Genomic DNA, 16,679 nt, shown 5'->3' on the forward strand with positions numbered 1-16,679 from the left:
ATGTGGTAAAGATGTTACAGATAAAGTATATTTAATATTAAATAATAACACTCTTTAGCTGGAATATAAGGAAATATAGATAGATAATATTAAATAATAATATACGGTTAAATAGTATTATTTAAAAATAAATATTGAATAATATAATGTATGATTATAGAATATATGAGAAAAGATATAAAATTATACACATAGTATATAAATAGGAGGAAATAATATGGCTGGAAATAAAATAATTTGTCACTGTAAAAATGTTGATTACATAACTATAAGAAAAGCAATGATTCAAGGGGCACGTACATTAGATGAAATAAAGGAAATGACAGGTGCAGCTACTGGATGTGGTAGATGTGCAGGTGAAATTGAAAAAATATTAGCATCTGTATGTGGATGTAAAAATACTTCTTTAGAAGATGTTGTTAATGCTGTTAAAAATGGAGCTGAAACAGTTGAAGAAGTTGGAGAAATAACTGGAGCAGGAACAGCTTGCGGTAGATGTAAAGCATTAATCCAAAACGTAATAGAATTAAAGAAATAATCACTAATAACCATGATGAAGAGAAGTGTGTTATATTACTTGAGTAAATATACCACACTTCTCTTCTTTATAAGTCTAATGCCATATCACCAAATTTTATGAACTCTCTTTTACGCATAAATTCAGATACTGCCAGAGTTAATATGGCTGGAAGTATGAAATGCATTAAAAGAATTTGTAATATAACTATACTTGGTGCAGTAGTTTCTATCATAGTTTGATATGCCATTATTTGACCAACAAATCCTGCTGATCCCATACCAGATCCAGTTGCATTATTAGTCATACCAAAAACTGTTGTAGAAATTGGTCCTAAAATAGCGCTAGAAATAATAGCTGGTAACCAGATAACAGGTTTTTTTATTATGTTAGGTATTTGAAGCATTGATGTTCCAATACCTTGAGCTAGTAATCCACCAATTTTATTTTCTCTATAACTTGCAACTGAAAACCCAACCATTTGACAACAACATCCAACAACAGCAGCACCTGCAGTTATTCCATTAAGTCCTAAAATAACACCAATAGCAGCTGAACTTATTGGAAGAGTAAGTAATATTCCCATTATTACAGAAACAAGCATTCCCATAATAAAAGGTTGTTGCTCTGTTGCTAACATTATAATATTTCCAAGCCAAGTCATAAAGTTTGATATTGGAGGACTAAGAAGTAATCCAACTAAAGCACCTGAAGCAATACTAACTAGTGGAGTAATAATTATATCGACCTTTGTCTTGCCAGAAACAACATGTCCAATTTCTATAGCAACTATAGCAGCAATAAAAGCTCCCAGGGGTTCACCAGGACCTGCAAGTAATATTGCACCAGTATCGGTCATTATACTTCCTGCAAGAATTTTAGTTGCAAACCCACCAATCATACCAGCTACAGCTCCAGATATAACTACAAGTGGGCTTTCTTTAAATTTATAAGCAATACCTACACCTATACCAGCACAAGTAGTAGATGCAGCAATCTTGCCTAAAAGATAAATAATATCTCCTATATTTCCAGGAATAAGATTACCTATTTGTTGTATTATTGTTCCTATTATTAAGGTTGAAAATAACCCTAATGCCATACCGCTTAATCCATCAATAAAAATATGATTTAAGTATTCTTTTAATCTTTTCATTTTTTTACCCCTTTCGATTGTGTATATACATCTGTAAATAAACTTTATCATTAAATTATATACATTTCAAGTGGATATGATAGAAGTAGTTTAAATATGTAAAGTGTTAGAAAATGTTATTTTGATAATCACTTCATATAAAAAATAAATGCTGTACAAGCATAAGATGTTTGCACAGCATTTTTATATATAAGTTATACATTTTTTAATTTTTTTAACACATGAGATTTTTCAAGTATAATAACTAAAACTGTAGCTATAATAACGCCAGATACAGATTGAATAATGTTTCCTGGAACAGAAGCAATTGCACCAGCAAAGCCATACAGTATTGTTTCTACCAAGGCATATCCAAATACTTGGAATGCACCACCGATGATGGCACCAATAATCCAGCTAAATTTTGTTTTAGTAATTAGTTTTTCTGCAATAACTCCCATAATTAAAGCCATAATTAATTTAATAAAAAATGTAGGAATAATATATTGCATATAACCACTTAATAAGTCACATAAAGCAGCCCCTAAACCGCCAGCTAAAGCACCTTTTTTACTTCCTAAAAGTAATACAGCTATAAAAATCATTGAATCTCCTAAATGAACATAGCCATTTAAAGAAGGAATTTTAATTAAATACGTTGCTACAAAAACAAGAGCAGCCATTATTGCAATTTTAGTAATATCTCTAGTATTAGTATTTTTGTTTGACATGATAACCCCCAAAAAAAATTTATAGTAATAAAATACAATAAATAAAATAATTATACCAATGTATCGATACAATATATGAAAGATAATTAGTATATAAAATTGTAGTATACTTAAAAATAAAAAGGTATTCTAATAATGATAAATATTTTATTAACAATGAAGAAGTTTTAGTACTATAAATAATATTTCCCAAATAGCAAATAATAAAAATTATATTAAAGTAAATAAAAGAGAAAGTTATATTAGAGGTGTTATTTGTGAGTAAAAAAAATAAAAATAAGGATGAGTTTTATAAGGAAATACAGCAAGAGCAAAGATTAATAGATATAGAGGAAATTGCTCATGAAAAGCTTGAAGGTGAAGATATAAATATTCCAGGTAGTAACAAAGGATTAAGTTAAAAGTAATGAAAAGCAGTTACAACATTAAATTTAGTAACTGCTTTATTTTTTATGCAAAACCCAAAAGTATTCCTACTATACGTACTAAGAATGATACAAGCCAAGCTATACAGCATTGCATTATAACTATACCGATAGCAGCTTTTTTAGAACCTAACTCTCTTTTTATACAAGCTATTGCAGCAACACAAGGAGTATATAATAATGTAAATATTAAAAATACAAATGCTGTAAATGGTGTAAATAAAGTAGATAAAGTAGATGTATCACCACCTAATAATACTGTTAATGTACTAACTACACTTTCTTTTGCAGTGAAGCCAGTAATTAATGCAGTTGATATTCTCCAGTCTCCAAAGCCTAGAGGAGTAAATAAAGGTGATATAAATCCACCAATTGATGCTAATAAACTAAACTTAGAATCACTTACTACATTTAATTTTGAATCAAAGGTTTGTAAAAACCAAATAATAATAGTTGCTATAAAAATAATAGTAAATGCTTTTGTTATAAAGTCTTTTGCTTTACTCCATATTAATTGACCTACACTTTTAGGACTAGGAAATCTATAGTTTGGTAATTCCATTACAAAAGGTATTGGCTCTCCTTTAAAGGCACTATTTTTAAGAAGTAAAGAAAATAAAATTCCAACAATGATTCCAGAAAAATATAAAATTACCATAACTAAAGCACGATGTTTAGGAAAAAATGCATAAGTAAATAGTGCATAAATTGGAAGTTTTGCAGAGCAGCTCATAAATGGAATTAATAACATTGTCATTTTACGGTCACGCTCAGATGAAAGTGTCCTAGTAGCCATAATTGCAGGAACAGAGCAGCCAAATCCAATAAGAAGAGGTACAAAACTTCTACCAGAAAGTCCAATTTTTCTAAGGAGTTTATCCATAACAAAAGCAATTCTTGCCATATATCCGCTATCTTCTAATATAGATAAAAAGAAAAATAAGACAACTATAATAGGTAAAAAACTAAGTACACTTCCAACTCCACCAAAAATACCGTCAATTACAAGAGAGCGTACTACTTCATTAAGCCCGTAAGAGGTTAATGCATTGTTACAAACATCAGTGAACCACTGAATTCCAAGTGTTAATAAATCAGATAATGTAGCGCCAATTACATTAAATGTAAGATAAAAAACTAGAGACATAATAGCTATAAAAGATGGAATAGCTGTATATTTTCCAGTAAGTATATTATCAATTTTAACACTACGCATATGAGATTTACTTTCTAATGGCTTTATAACTGTGTTATCACATACATTAGTAATAAAAGTAAAGCGCATATCAGCAAGAGAAGCTTGTCTGTCTTTTCCAGTTTCATTTTCCATCTCAATAATAATATGTTCAAGCAATTGCTTTTCATTATCATCTAGATTAAGTGCTTTTAAAATGATAGGATCACCTTCAACAAGTTTTGTAGCAGCAAATCTTGCAGGAATTTTTGCATTATTAGCATGATCCTCAATTAAATGTAATATTGCGTGAATACATCTATGAATGGCAGCTTGCTCTAAGGAGGCAGTTTCATCACAAAAATCTAATCTACCTGGACATTCATCGTAACGGGCAACATGTATAGCGTGTTCAATTAATTCATTAATTCCCATGTTTTTAGATGCAGATATTGGGACAACAGGAACACCAAGAGTTTGTTCTAATAAATTAATGTTAATTGTTCCACCATTTTCTTGAACTTCATCCATCATATTAAGTGCAATAACGAGAGGAAGATCCATTTCAATTAATTGCATAGTTAAATAAAGATTACGTTCAATATTAGTTGCATCAATAATATTTATAATACCTCTAGGTTTATTATTAATGATAAAATCTCTAGTAACTATTTCTTCATCGGTATAGGGAGAAAGAGAGTAGATTCCAGGAAGATCTGTAACTGTAGCTTCAGGATGGTTTCTAATAATACCATCTTTTCTATCAACTGTTACACCAGGAAAATTACCTACATGTTGATTACTTCCAGTTAATTGATTAAAAAGTGTAGTTTTTCCACAATTTTGATTTCCAATTAAGCCAAAGCTTAAAGGATCACCAGCAGATAATTCATCGCCTTTTTTATTTACATGATAAATTCCCATTTCACCAACTTGCGGATGGGGGATATCTTCAATTCTTTCTTTAAAGCTTTTGATATGATTTGTATCATGAATATCAGTAATTTCTATTTTAGAAGCTTCTTCAAGTCTTAATGTAAGTTCATATCCACGTAAACGCAATTCAATAGGATCACCCATAGGAGCTGTTTTTATAAGTGAAACCTGTGTTCCCGGGGTAAGACCCATATCAAGAAGGTGATTTCTTAATGAACCATATCCACCTACGTTTACAATTGTGGCACTTTTTCCTACAACTAATTCGTCTAATGTCATTTATATCATCTCCTTACGCAATTAACTATATATAATATTTATTCATAAATATTAATTAAATTGCTTAAAAAGAGATGTTTATTTTAAAGCTACAGTATGGAGATTATAAATTACTAAATTTATAACATAATAAAAAAATACCAATTAAATTTATAAAAAAATTATGTATAATAGTAGTATAATAAGATAGTAACTACTAGATATAATTTATTAGGAATAAATTAATGAAAATTTTATTATCAATAATCAGTAGTAAAATATAAAAATGGTGGGGAAATTTATGAAGAAAAAATATATATTGTTGATGACTGCACTTACTATTAGTTGTGTAGTAACTTTATCAGGTTGTGATACAAAGGCTACAGAAAATCCAGCAGTATCAAGCATACAGGAAAAATCTAATGAAGAAGAGAAGGGTGAAAAGGTAGAAGTAAATACTAGTGATATAAATGATAATGTAGATGAAGTTGAAGAAACTTCTGAAGATGAAGGATATGATGATGTAGAAAAAATTGTGAAATCAGGATATGAAGATGTAGAAGCATTTTTAGATGAAGAATATGCTAACAAAAGATTTCAAGGAGTAGCACTTGTTGCACAAGGGGATGAAATTAAATTTGCTAAAGCATATGGATATGCAGATTATGATGAAAATAGAGAAAATAAACTAACAACACGATTTGCTATTGCCTCAAATACAAAACAATTTACAGCAGCAGCAATAATGCAATTAGTAGAGGAAAAGAAAATAAATCTTGATGATACAATAGATAAATATTTTCCAAAATATCAGTATGCAAACAAGATTACAGTAAAACAGTTATTACAAATGAGATCAGGTATTCCAGATTATCTTAATGAGATAGATTTATTTATGAAATCAGAAGAATGTTTAAGTATTCTAAAGGATTATGAAAATGATGCTTATTTTGATAAGTATGTTGAGGATGAAAGATGGTCAGAAGATACAATATTAAAAAGTTTATATTTAACTGACTTATGTTTTGAACCAGGAGAATGTTATGATTATTGTAATACCAATTATTATCTACTTGGATTAATTATCGAACAAGCTAGTGGATTATCATTTGAAGAGTATGTAGAACAAAATATATTTAAACCATGTAAAATGATAACTAGTAGTATGAAGACAGTTGAATCAGATGCTAAAGGACATGGAAGTGATGTATCAGGAGAAATAGAAGCTAATCCTGACTTTACTTATGCAGCAGGTAATATTTATGCAAATGTGTATGATATGTTTAGGTGGAATAGAATGTTACATAAAGGTAATATTTTATCAAAGGAATCATATGAACAAATGATTACTCCTGTTGATGGTTATGGTTATGGTCTTTTTATTAATGATGGCATTATAAGGCATAGTGGAGTAATAGATGGATTTAACTCAAATACAGAATATAATCCTAAAAATGATATTACCATAATAGTAATGGAAAATTCAGATGAAACAACAGATATACTAGATGCAAAATATGATACAAGCATAATACGTGAAATGATAAATAACTGACAAAACAATAATTAATGTAGTATAGTTTAAAGTAGATATTATAAAAACAAAGGAGTATTTACTATGGGATTATTTAGTAGAAATAAAAATAAATCAGTTAAAAAAGAATTTAAAGTTGAAGAATGTTTTGGAGTAACTAGTGAATTATTAGATGAGATGTTTAATTTAGCTTCAAGATATACTATTGATGAACATTTATTAAGCACATATAGTAAAGAAAGATTAGATGTAGAATTTCTTAATAATGCAAGAAGTGAATTAGAAACAACATTATTAAACCTTGGGAAAAATTTAGATGATTATTATAAAGGTGAATATACAATTGTTAAAAATACAGTAGAAGAAAATAAGGATTTCCCATATTCTTTAGATGCATTAATAGAAATTTATAATAATTCCCTTGATTTATATTTAGAAAATGAAGGGGTAAGGGATGAATTAAATACTTGTTATAGTAAATGTAATAAGGAATTAAGTAAACTTAAAGAAGTTTTAAGTGATGATAAGACATTACAAGAGTTTACTGGAATTACACCAATAAATAATGATAAACAAGAGGAAGAAGAAGTTGTAGAAGAAATAAAAGAAACTTCAGAAGAAGAGGTTGCAGAAAAAGATAGTACTTTAGTTGAAAATGAAAGTATTAATAATGAAGATGAAGTTGATGGAGATATAATAATAGATACAGATAAAGCAAGAATTTATTTTATTAGAATGAGTCGTAATGAAGAAGATGAAATAAATTTAAATTTATGTATTGAAAATAAGATAGATAAAGAAATTATAGTTAAAGCTAAGGATATATCTGTAGATGGAATTTTAACTGAACCAACATTTAATTGTAGTATTTTATCAGGAAATAGAATTTATGATAAGATGACATTTAAAAATGATATACAACAATTAGTTAACTTTGAAGGAACTTTTTATGTTATGGAAAGTGATACATCTAAGATTATTGAAGAGAATAAAGTTTCTATGTTTAAAGAAGATTAAGTAGATATTAGTATAATTAATTAAATTTTATATTAGTGAAACATTTAAAAGAATGAATAAAGACCACCATACTTTTTAGTATGGTGGTCTTTTATAGCATATTTATTTTTATGTTACTGGAGCTTATATTGTTATTATTTATACTTAATAAAATTTTAAGACTTATTAAACATAACATCAAAACGAAATTTTTAAAATTCTAATGTAAAAATATTACAATTAATCCTAAAATATGGTATAATATAAGTGCTATATAGTTAAGTCACCAAAATATTGTATATTACGGAACTATAGTAAGAAAAAATAAAAAATAAACAAAATGGTATGAGGGTTAGGGGAGAAAGAGATGAAAGTTATTAGTGTTTGGAATCAAAAGGGAGGATGTGCTAAAACTACAACAGTAGTAAACATAGCAGCAGAATTAGTTAATTCAGGTTATAAAGTATTGGTAATAGACAATGATTATCAAGCAAATTTAACAACAAGTATAGGATTTAAACCAGATAATGACTCATTACTTAATTGCCTTAGGGGGAAAAAGTCTTTAAGAAAAACAATAAAAAAATGTGTAACATTAGATGGATTAGATATAATTCCTAGTAATTCAGCAGTTAGTAATGCTGATTTATCTTTAGTAAAGATAAGAAATTGTAAAAGAATATTAAGAAAATTAATAGAAGAAGAAAATTTAAAAGATGATTATGATTTTATATTAATAGATTGTCCTCCGAGTCAATCTATCACTACTATTAATGCATTAGTTGCAAGTGATAGTTTAATAATACCAATGGAACCATCTTTATTTAATATGCAAGGACTTATAAATTTATCAAAAACAATAAAAATAATTCAAAAGACATTTAATAAGAAATTAAAAGTTGAAGGAATTTTATTAACAAGAGTAGATTCAAGAACGAAGTTAAGTGAAAGCTTTAGAGAAGATATAAAGGCATCTTATCAATATAAGATTTTTGATACAGAAATACATCAAAGTAGCATAATAGTAAAAAGTCAAACAAATGGGCTACCAATATCTTTATATGATCCAAAGTGCAAAAGTACAAAGGAATATAGAGATGTTACAAATGAAATTTTAAGTAATAATATATTTGATATAAATGATATAAAAAGTAAAGGCATTGTTAGTAGAGAAGCAGTAAAGATTTAATAATATAAAGATACCTCTTAGTGATAAAAAGCTAAGAGGTATTTTTTATGTAAAGAAAAAATAAACCTATATTTAACAAATACTAACAGTTATTTAATAAATTTCTAACGTGGATAGAATAATATCTATTGTGTAAACAAAATATACCATATAGATTATAGGGGGAAAATATTTATGATTAAAAGAAATAAAACTATAACATTATCCATAGCTATGGCCATGTCTGTAACAATGTTAGGTGGCATTAGTAATGCATATGCATTAAATGTAGACTTAAACAATGAAGCAATTATTGAAGTTTCTCAGGAAGAAGATGAAGTTTTTGAAGAAGTAATTAATGAAAAAGAAAATTCAATGCCAAAGCAAGTAAATGTTCATATGGGCGAAAATCCATCAACAGAAGTTAATTTTACTTATACAACAATAAATTCAGATTTAGAAACTAAGGTTGTATTAAATAAAGTTGGTGACAGTGAAAAAATAACTGTACTTGGTGAAAACTCAATAGGAAATGCGGATAAATATTTTCATAAAATATCAGTAAATAATTTAGAACCTAATACACAATATGAATATACAGTAGGTACAGGAGAAAGCACTTTTAGTGGTAAATTTAAGACTGCACCTGCAATAGGAAGTAAAGAAACTATTAAATTTGCATATATTGCAGATACTCAAGTATCAAATGAAACTAATGCAAAAGCTTTAGGAGCTACATTGGCAGAAGTAAATAAAATTGAAGATTTAGATTTTGTATACTTAGCAGGAGATACAACAGATAAGGCAACAAGTGAAACTCAATGGGAGTTGTTATTTAATAATGATGGAGCTTTCCCTACAGGTGGACAAGATATGTTTGCAAATAATTTAGTTTCTGTAGTACAAGGTAATCATGATAACAATTCATTAACTAGACATATTAATGCACCAGCAGAAGCAGGTAATATAGTATATTCTTATGATTACGGTCCAGCAACATTTATAATGTTAAATTTAGAAGCTGCAAGATATGATGCTGATGCAAGATTAGAACAAAAAGAATATTTAGAATCAGTAGTTAAAGATGCAAAGGAAAGAGGGCAATGGACATTTGTTGGTTTCCATAAATCAATATATACAGGTGCATCTCACATTACTGATTCAGATATAATAGAAGCAAGAAAATATTGGGCTCCAATATTTACAGAATTAGATGTTGATGTAGTTATGCAAGGACATGACCATGTTTACTCAAGAGGATTTGTTGATGAAAATGGATATAAGGCAGAAGTAATAACAAATGAGGATGGATCAGTAGAAGATCCAGATAATGTACCATTATATATGGTTGGAGGACATGCTGGTGGATTAAAGTGGTACTCTAAAAAGAATTATACAGTAGGGGATGGAGATTTACTTGCACCAGGATATTCATTTTTAGATGTAAATTCAACTGATACAGGCAGTGATGTTAAGAAGGAACAAGTAATTGTTGAAGTAGAAGTTTCTGAAAATGAATTTACACTAAACACATATATGTTTAAGTATGATACTACAACAGATACTATAACAACAGATAAATATTTATATGATACTTTAACTGTTGTTAGAGATTTAGAAGAAAGTCCTTATACAGTTAGTATGTCAGATGTTGAAAATGTTGAAGGTAAATCAGGTGTTGAATTTAAGGTTCCAGTTATAGTTAATGAATTACCAACAGACTCTGTAATACGAGCTGCAGAAATGGAATTCAATATTCCAGAAGACTTAGAAGTTAAAGAAGTTCAGTTAAATAACAAGGTTATTAAGGCAAATAACTGGGATTATAATGTTGTTGATGGAAAATTACGTGTTGCTCTTGCAAACTTAGATGATGAACCTATTTTTGTTAATAATACAGCAGGAGATAAAAATGCAGTTACATTAACAGTTGCTTTAAAAGAAGATAAATCTAAAGATGATAAAACTTATATTACGATGTCTGACTTAGTATTAAGATGCGAAGATGATATTGATATAGAATACAATACTAAAAATGCTAAGAGTACTATTACTTTTGTAGAAAAAGAATTAGCACAAGTAAGTGCAAGAGAGCTTTATGTATCAGAAGGAGTTGATGTAATTCCTGAAAATATGAAGGCTGTTGCAGCAGAATTTACATTAGTAGAAAATACAACAAATATTAAGTTTGGTGAAGATATTTTCTACTATAGTCCAGAATTTACAGACAAAACAGGAAAGGTAACTTATGTTGCATTAGTATCAGAAGAGACTACTTTGGAAAGTTTATCTAATATAAATGGCTATACATTAACAGAAGGTAAAGAACAAGCTGAATCAGTAATATTTGGTGATATTAATAATGATGGAATAGATGCACAAGATGCTTTATTAGCAGTAAGCACTTGGTTAAGAAAATCAAATTTAGATAATAAAAATATGATAACTATAAATGTAAGCGCTGATGGAAGAATTAATACAAGAGATGCTATAGATATAGTTGATAATTATGTATCAGGTAAAGAATTCAAAGTTTTATCAAAATAATATTTAAGTAAATAATTTAACAATGTAAAAGAAAGTATTACAAAAGGATTTAAGTATCTATTTTGTAATACTTTTTTAGTTATTAATGTTAAATTTTTATTACCTATATTTAACATTAACCTCAATGAAGCAGTTAGTCAAATAATGTATTATATGCATATAGATGAGAAAATAAATAGAGGGAGTGGATAAATTTATGAGGATAAAAGAAAGTAAAAAACTATGGATAGGTGGAGGAATTTTATTATTAATTTTAGGAATATGTATAGTGATTTTTAATAATACAAAAGCACCTACATTAACATTAAAAGTTCCTAATGAAAAAATTTCTGTAACTAATAAAGATGAAATTATTATACCAGCAGTATTAAGTAGTTTACCTGACAATGAATATCCTGCTGCAAGTGTATCAATAAAGTTTAATAATAATAAGCTAGAGTTTGTTGGAATTAATATAGGTACAATGGAAACATATAATGACTATGATCCAGAGAGAGATGGTGTACCTTCTTATAAAATTCCACAATGGACCTTTAATAAAGATGTGGCAAATAAAGATGGAGTAATAAAAGCTATGTATTTAGATACTACTGCAGGAAAAAATGCGTATGTTAAGAGTGGATTTGAAGTTGATAAAAAAGATATACCATTTCAATTAGTATTTAAGCTTAAAGATTCTGTTATTCCAAGTGATAAACTTATTATTGAAATTGAAGAGGCCGTTTTTGCAACTGTAAATGGTGATAGTGATAAAACTACTTTATCTACAAAGGACAACTATGGGAAATTAAATGTTAAGGATGGAGTTATTAAAATAACTAGCTAAATTTAAATTAACTATAATTATATAAAAAGAAGAGAAATTAAATAAATTTAATAGTAAAGAGGAATTTACTTATGGTTAAATTAAAAAAAGAAAATTTTAAAATAAATAAGAAGAACATAATTTGGATAATATCAATAGCATCGCTTTTTATATTTTTGATTATATTTAATAAAACCTTAAGTTATAACAAACCAGAAGATAGACCTGTAGGAATTGAATATGCAAAAGCAGAGGTTATAAACATAATTTCTGAAGAGCTAGAGCCAGACCCAGATTTTCCGTATATCAATATAGGTAAACAAAACTTAGAGCTTAAGATTATAAGTGGAGAAAGAAAAGATGAAATAGTTTCTGTAAATAACTTTATAGGTAGAGTTGATAATAAACCAGCAAAGGTTGGAACAAAATATATAATTTCAAGTTATGATAATTTTATTACAACTGTTATTGTGAATTATAGTAGAGAAACTGCAATTTATACTTTAGTATTTATATTTATGCTTATTGTAATATTTATAGGAGGATTAAAAGGAATAAAATCAATATTTTCTTTAGCAGTTACTATGGTATGTGTAATATTTTTATTTATTCCTTTAATAATAAGGGGTATTAATCCAATAATAGCATCAATAGTTATAGTAATATTATCAACTGGAGTTACTATGTTATCCCTTAATGGATTTAGTAAGAAAACAGTAGTTGCATGTTTAAGTTGTATTTTATGTACTGCTATTGCAGGAGTATTAGCTTATTTATTTGGGGTTATAACTAATATTTCAAGTTTTAATACAAATGAGGCTCAAGATTTATTATTTGTTGCACAAAATACTTCTTTAAGAGTAAAGGAACTTTTATTTGCAGGAATAATTATTGCCTCATTAGGAGCAATAATGGATACTACTATGTCTATAACATCTTCTATATTTGAAATGAATGAAATAAATAATAAGTTAACTAGCTCACAGTTATTTAAATCAGGAATGAACATTGGAAGAGATGTAATGGGAACAATGACAAATACATTAATATTAGCATTTACAGGAAGTAGTATTAATATAGTTGTTATTTATTTTATGTATAATCTACCATATATGCAATTAATTAATATTGATGTTATAGTAATTGAGATTATTCAAGGGCTAGCGGGAGGAATTGCACTTGTTTTATCTATACCAATAGCTGCATTTGCTTCTTCAAAAATGGCAGTAGTAAATTCAAGAAAAGTTTTTCAGTTTAATAAATAAAAAAATTAGGATATAATATAAAAAACTCAAGAATGTTTTAAAAAGGAAAGAATGGTGGTAATAATGGAAGTTAATAAAAATATTTGTCCTCTTTGTGGAAAGCCTAATAATTGTGCATATGAAAAAGGATTATCTCATGGAGGATGTTGGTGTGAAAATATTAAAGTTCCTAAAGAATTAAGAGAACAAATACCAGAAAACTTAAAAGGGAAAGCATGTATTTGTAAAGAGTGTGTAATAAAATATAACGAAAATAAATAGAGCTTATTATTGGGAGAAAAAAAGCAGTTGCAAAGTAAATATGCAACTGCTTTTTTGATGAAACTTTGGTACCACCTTCTTTCTACAAGAATTAATTAATTGGGTTATTCTATCAAAATCCTATTATTATTGTTTGAAGAGATTTCTTTTTTAGGTAACTCAATATTTAAAACTCCATTATCAAATTTAGCTTTAATTAAGTTTTTATCAACATTACTAATATAGAATCCTCTAGAAACTGATCCGTAGCTTCTTTCACGTCTAATGTAATTATCTTTCTTTTCTTCGTATTCATTATTTCTAGTAGCAGAAATAGTTAAATAATTGTTATTATAATCAATATTTATATCTTCTTTTTTAACACCTGGTAATTCAGCATGAACAATATATTCTTCAGGTGTTTCTTTTATATCAGTTTTGAAACTTCCACCAGACTTAAATTCTGATAACATATCATCACTAAAGAAATCATTGAACATGTCATTGATAGTTAATCCTCTGTTATTTTCTCCATTATTAAATTTAAAAGGTACTAAACCGAACATACAAAGACCTCCTTTTTAATCATATTTTTTTGAAATTTCAAAAGTAGTTTTTAATAAGCTTAATTGAATTTTCGCTTTGAGAAGTTTATTTATTATCTTTTAATTACTTCTCTTATCTCTTTGTACAAGTACATTATAAAATTAAAGTCAAAGAAGGTCAAATTTGTATAAGTGAGAATAGTTGAGTAAGAGTGAGAAAATAAAAGAAAGAGTTTTGGTGAAAAGCAATTTCAAATAAATTTTTAAAACTTTCAGCTAAAATAATAAATTTTGGTAAAGTAGATAATTTATTTATTAGGTAATTTAATTTATTGAATACTAATGATAAAATTACAGGTTTTACAGCCTTATTTAATATGAATTTATACATATGAGGATAATATAAATATAATGTGTAAGAGTTTTTAGGGGGAAGTTAGTTGAAGGTAATTTCAGTTGTAAATTATAAGGGAGGAGTTGGAAAAACAACATTTGTAGCAAATATTGCAGCCAAGTTAGCTAAAGAAGGACGAAAAGTATTATTAATTGATTTAGATCCGCAAGGAAGTTTAACATTTTCATTTATAGCTGTAGATCAGTGGGCTGATAAATATAGCGAAACAAGAACAATTAAAAATTGGTTTGATGATAAATTAAATAATAGAGAAACTAATATAAATAGTTTTATCATTAAAGATTTACCTGTAAATAAAAAATATTGTCCTAATAATCCTATAGGACTAATTTCATCACATTTAGATTTGTTTGATATAAGCTTAGAAATGGCAGTACAGTTAAGAGGAGTAATTAAAAGAAGTTTAGCAAGAAATAAATTAGATTGTTTATATACCTTAAAAAGAGGACTTGAAGAAATAGAAGAAGATTATGAATTTGTATTTATTGATTGTCAACCAAGCTTTGATTTAATTACACAAAGTGCAATAATAGCTAGTGATTATTATTTTATACCTACTAAGTTTGACTATTTATCAACTTTAGGAATAGAGTCATTATTAACTCATATAGAAAAGCTTGTAAGTGAAACTAATGAAGATATAAAGTTCTTTAACTTTAAGGGCTATGATATAAAACCACAGTTATTAGGAGTAGTTGGGAATATGGTTACTATAGCTAAAGGAGAAGAGCTTACTAAGTTTGAGTCTAATTTTAGAAGTAGAGTATCAGATAAAAATAAAATATTAAATGGTAAATACAATGTATTATTTGAAAGTAGTATTAGAAACAATTCTCAATTTATGGATATGGCAGATTTAATTCCTGCAATAGCAAAGAAAGCAGATAATCCTACAAAGAAAAATATTGTAAATGAAATTGAAAGTGTTGTTAAGGAGTTTAAGGATAGGATCGATGAGAAGTAAGATTGATAGTAAAGTTTTAAAGGCTATGGACTTAGCCATAAAGTATATAGGAAAGTTAACAGAAGAAGATTTGGACAAGCTAATAAATGGAACGAGTACATTTTTAGTATCAGATAAACATAGAAATAAGGCTGTAAAAGAAGCAGTAACAGAGTATGATTGGACTATTGAAATTGAAAAATTAAAGGAATTTAATAATAGGGAAGAAGCTAAAGCATATATAACAAAGTTAAAGTTAAATAAGGAAAAGCTCATAAACTTAGCGGGAGCTTTAGGAATAAATATTGCTAAAGCGACTAAGAAAGATAATATAATAGCAATGATTGTTGAAGGAAGTGTAGGAAATAGACTTAAGATTGAGGGAATTAGAAAAGGTATTATTGGATAGGTGTTATAAAAGCAGTTACAAATTTTGTGACTGCTTTTATTTTTCATGGGTATAATTATAATTTAATAATTTTCTCATTACTATACCATCAGCTTTAAATGGCTCAATATTACCATAATCAAAAAAATCTTTTAATATACAGATTTCAATAAAACCTTTCTTAAGATATATATTTCTAGCTGTTATCCAATTTTCAGCTACTACTAATAAAAGAGATTTAGGATTTGAAACTAATTTATTTACATTATCAATTAAGTAGTTAAATAGTATTTTTCCTATACCATATTTTCTTGCTTTAGGTGAAATAGCAAAAGATGATATATATAATTCATTACCATTAGCTTTATGGCTTTCTTTAATTGAATGATTTAACAAAAAGCTACTTTCTTTAATATTTTCATTATATGGCCATATTTCAGAACAAATATATCCAATTATCTCATTTTCATATTCGGCAACTAAGAAACCTTCATTAAAAGTTTCGATTCTATCAATAAATACTTGCTTATCTTCACAAATATTTTTAGCAAAGGAATTATGTTCAATTTCTAATATTTTTTCTATATCATCTATTTTTGCATTACGTATTTTTAAATTATCAATGTTCATTTAAATTCTCCTATAATTTTTTATCAA

The 16,679-nt window shown here is 27.3% G+C and carries 16 protein-coding genes; 11 read left to right on the top strand and 5 right to left on the bottom strand.

Annotated features, from left to right (window positions below; translation table 11 throughout):
* The first annotated feature begins 217 nt into the window (after positions 1 to 217).
* Positions 218 to 538, top strand: coding sequence for a (2Fe-2S)-binding protein (locus tag LPC13_RS00335; RefSeq protein WP_005214112.1), 321 nt, complete (start codon positions 218 to 220; stop codon positions 536 to 538).
* 67 nt (positions 539 to 605) lie between these two features.
* Here LPC13_RS00335 and LPC13_RS00340 read toward each other — a convergent pair whose 3' ends face one another.
* Together LPC13_RS00340 and LPC13_RS00345 are read right to left on the bottom strand one after the other, a co-directional pair.
* Entirely contained in the window at positions 606 to 1,673 is a 1,068-nt protein-coding gene (locus tag LPC13_RS00340; protein ID WP_234088457.1) for a PTS transporter subunit IIC, read from the bottom strand.
* 194 nt (positions 1,674 to 1,867) lie between these two features.
* On the bottom strand, positions 1,868 to 2,383 hold the full coding sequence (locus tag LPC13_RS00345; RefSeq protein ID WP_005214109.1) for an ECF transporter S component: 516 nt from the start codon (positions 2,381 to 2,383) through the stop codon (positions 1,868 to 1,870).
* A 257-nt stretch (positions 2,384 to 2,640) separates the two neighbouring features.
* On the opposite strand from LPC13_RS00345, the gene LPC13_RS00350 reads away from it, so the two are divergent.
* Positions 2,641 to 2,784 carry a hypothetical protein gene (locus LPC13_RS00350; RefSeq protein WP_157464285.1) on the top strand — a complete coding sequence of 48 codons (144 nt, stop codon included), beginning with the start codon at positions 2,641 to 2,643 and terminating at the stop codon, positions 2,782 to 2,784.
* A 49-nt stretch (positions 2,785 to 2,833) separates the two neighbouring features.
* Here the strand turns inward: LPC13_RS00350 and feoB are convergent, their stop codons facing one another.
* A complete protein-coding gene (gene feoB, locus LPC13_RS00355; protein WP_005214106.1) occupies positions 2,834 to 5,197 on the bottom strand; it encodes a ferrous iron transport protein B in 2,364 nt (787 codons plus the stop codon).
* 280 nt (positions 5,198 to 5,477) lie between these two features.
* Here feoB and LPC13_RS00360 point away from each other — a divergent pair, with 280 nt between their 5' ends.
* From LPC13_RS00360 to LPC13_RS00390, 7 genes are all read left to right on the top strand, one after another.
* Complete coding sequence (locus tag LPC13_RS00360) at positions 5,478 to 6,731, top strand: serine hydrolase domain-containing protein (protein ID WP_040419694.1); 1,254 nt, start codon at positions 5,478 to 5,480, stop codon at positions 6,729 to 6,731.
* Between the two features lie 63 nt (positions 6,732 to 6,794).
* Positions 6,795 to 7,727: a hypothetical protein gene (locus tag LPC13_RS00365; protein ID WP_005214102.1), complete on the top strand. Its 933-nt coding sequence runs from the start codon at positions 6,795 to 6,797 to the stop codon at positions 7,725 to 7,727.
* Positions 7,728 to 8,073: 346 nt separating this feature from the next.
* On the top strand, positions 8,074 to 8,895 hold the full coding sequence (locus tag LPC13_RS00370) for a ParA family protein (protein WP_005214101.1): 822 nt from the start codon (positions 8,074 to 8,076) through the stop codon (positions 8,893 to 8,895).
* A gap of 174 nt (positions 8,896 to 9,069) precedes the next feature.
* Positions 9,070 to 11,421 (top strand): metallophosphoesterase, encoded by a 2,352-nt coding sequence (locus LPC13_RS00375; protein WP_005214099.1) that lies wholly within the window; start codon positions 9,070 to 9,072, stop codon positions 11,419 to 11,421.
* Positions 11,422 to 11,617: 196 nt separating this feature from the next.
* On the top strand, positions 11,618 to 12,247 hold the full coding sequence (locus tag LPC13_RS00380; protein WP_040419693.1) for a hypothetical protein: 630 nt from the start codon (positions 11,618 to 11,620) through the stop codon (positions 12,245 to 12,247).
* Between the two features lie 71 nt (positions 12,248 to 12,318).
* Complete coding sequence (locus LPC13_RS00385; RefSeq protein ID WP_005214096.1) at positions 12,319 to 13,491, top strand: YibE/F family protein; 1,173 nt, start codon at positions 12,319 to 12,321, stop codon at positions 13,489 to 13,491.
* Positions 13,492 to 13,554: 63 nt separating this feature from the next.
* Positions 13,555 to 13,752, top strand: coding sequence for a cysteine-rich CWC family protein (locus LPC13_RS00390; RefSeq protein ID WP_040419691.1), 198 nt, complete (start codon positions 13,555 to 13,557; stop codon positions 13,750 to 13,752).
* A gap of 104 nt (positions 13,753 to 13,856) precedes the next feature.
* On the opposite strand, the gene LPC13_RS00395 is transcribed toward LPC13_RS00390, so the two are convergent.
* Positions 13,857 to 14,297 carry an Hsp20/alpha crystallin family protein gene (locus LPC13_RS00395; protein ID WP_234088458.1) on the bottom strand — a complete coding sequence of 147 codons (441 nt, stop codon included), beginning with the start codon at positions 14,295 to 14,297 and terminating at the stop codon, positions 13,857 to 13,859.
* A 419-nt stretch (positions 14,298 to 14,716) separates the two neighbouring features.
* Between LPC13_RS00395 and LPC13_RS00400 the strand changes: the two genes are divergently transcribed.
* Positions 14,717 to 15,655, top strand: a complete 939-nt coding sequence (locus LPC13_RS00400; protein WP_005215262.1) for a ParA family protein — start codon at positions 14,717 to 14,719, stop codon at positions 15,653 to 15,655.
* Positions 15,645 to 16,043, top strand: a complete 399-nt coding sequence (locus tag LPC13_RS00405; protein ID WP_005215263.1) for a hypothetical protein — start codon at positions 15,645 to 15,647, stop codon at positions 16,041 to 16,043. Before LPC13_RS00400 ends, LPC13_RS00405 begins: the two co-directional genes overlap by 11 nt.
* Positions 16,044 to 16,079: 36 nt before the next feature.
* Here LPC13_RS00405 and LPC13_RS00410 read toward each other — a convergent pair whose 3' ends face one another.
* Positions 16,080 to 16,652 carry a GNAT family N-acetyltransferase gene (locus tag LPC13_RS00410; protein WP_005215264.1) on the bottom strand — a complete coding sequence of 191 codons (573 nt, stop codon included), beginning with the start codon at positions 16,650 to 16,652 and terminating at the stop codon, positions 16,080 to 16,082.
* Between the last annotated feature and the right edge of the window lie 27 nt (positions 16,653 to 16,679).

This window comes from Clostridium celatum, from assembly GCF_021412605.1.
Lineage (GTDB): Bacteria > Bacillota > Clostridia > Clostridiales > Clostridiaceae > Clostridium > Clostridium celatum.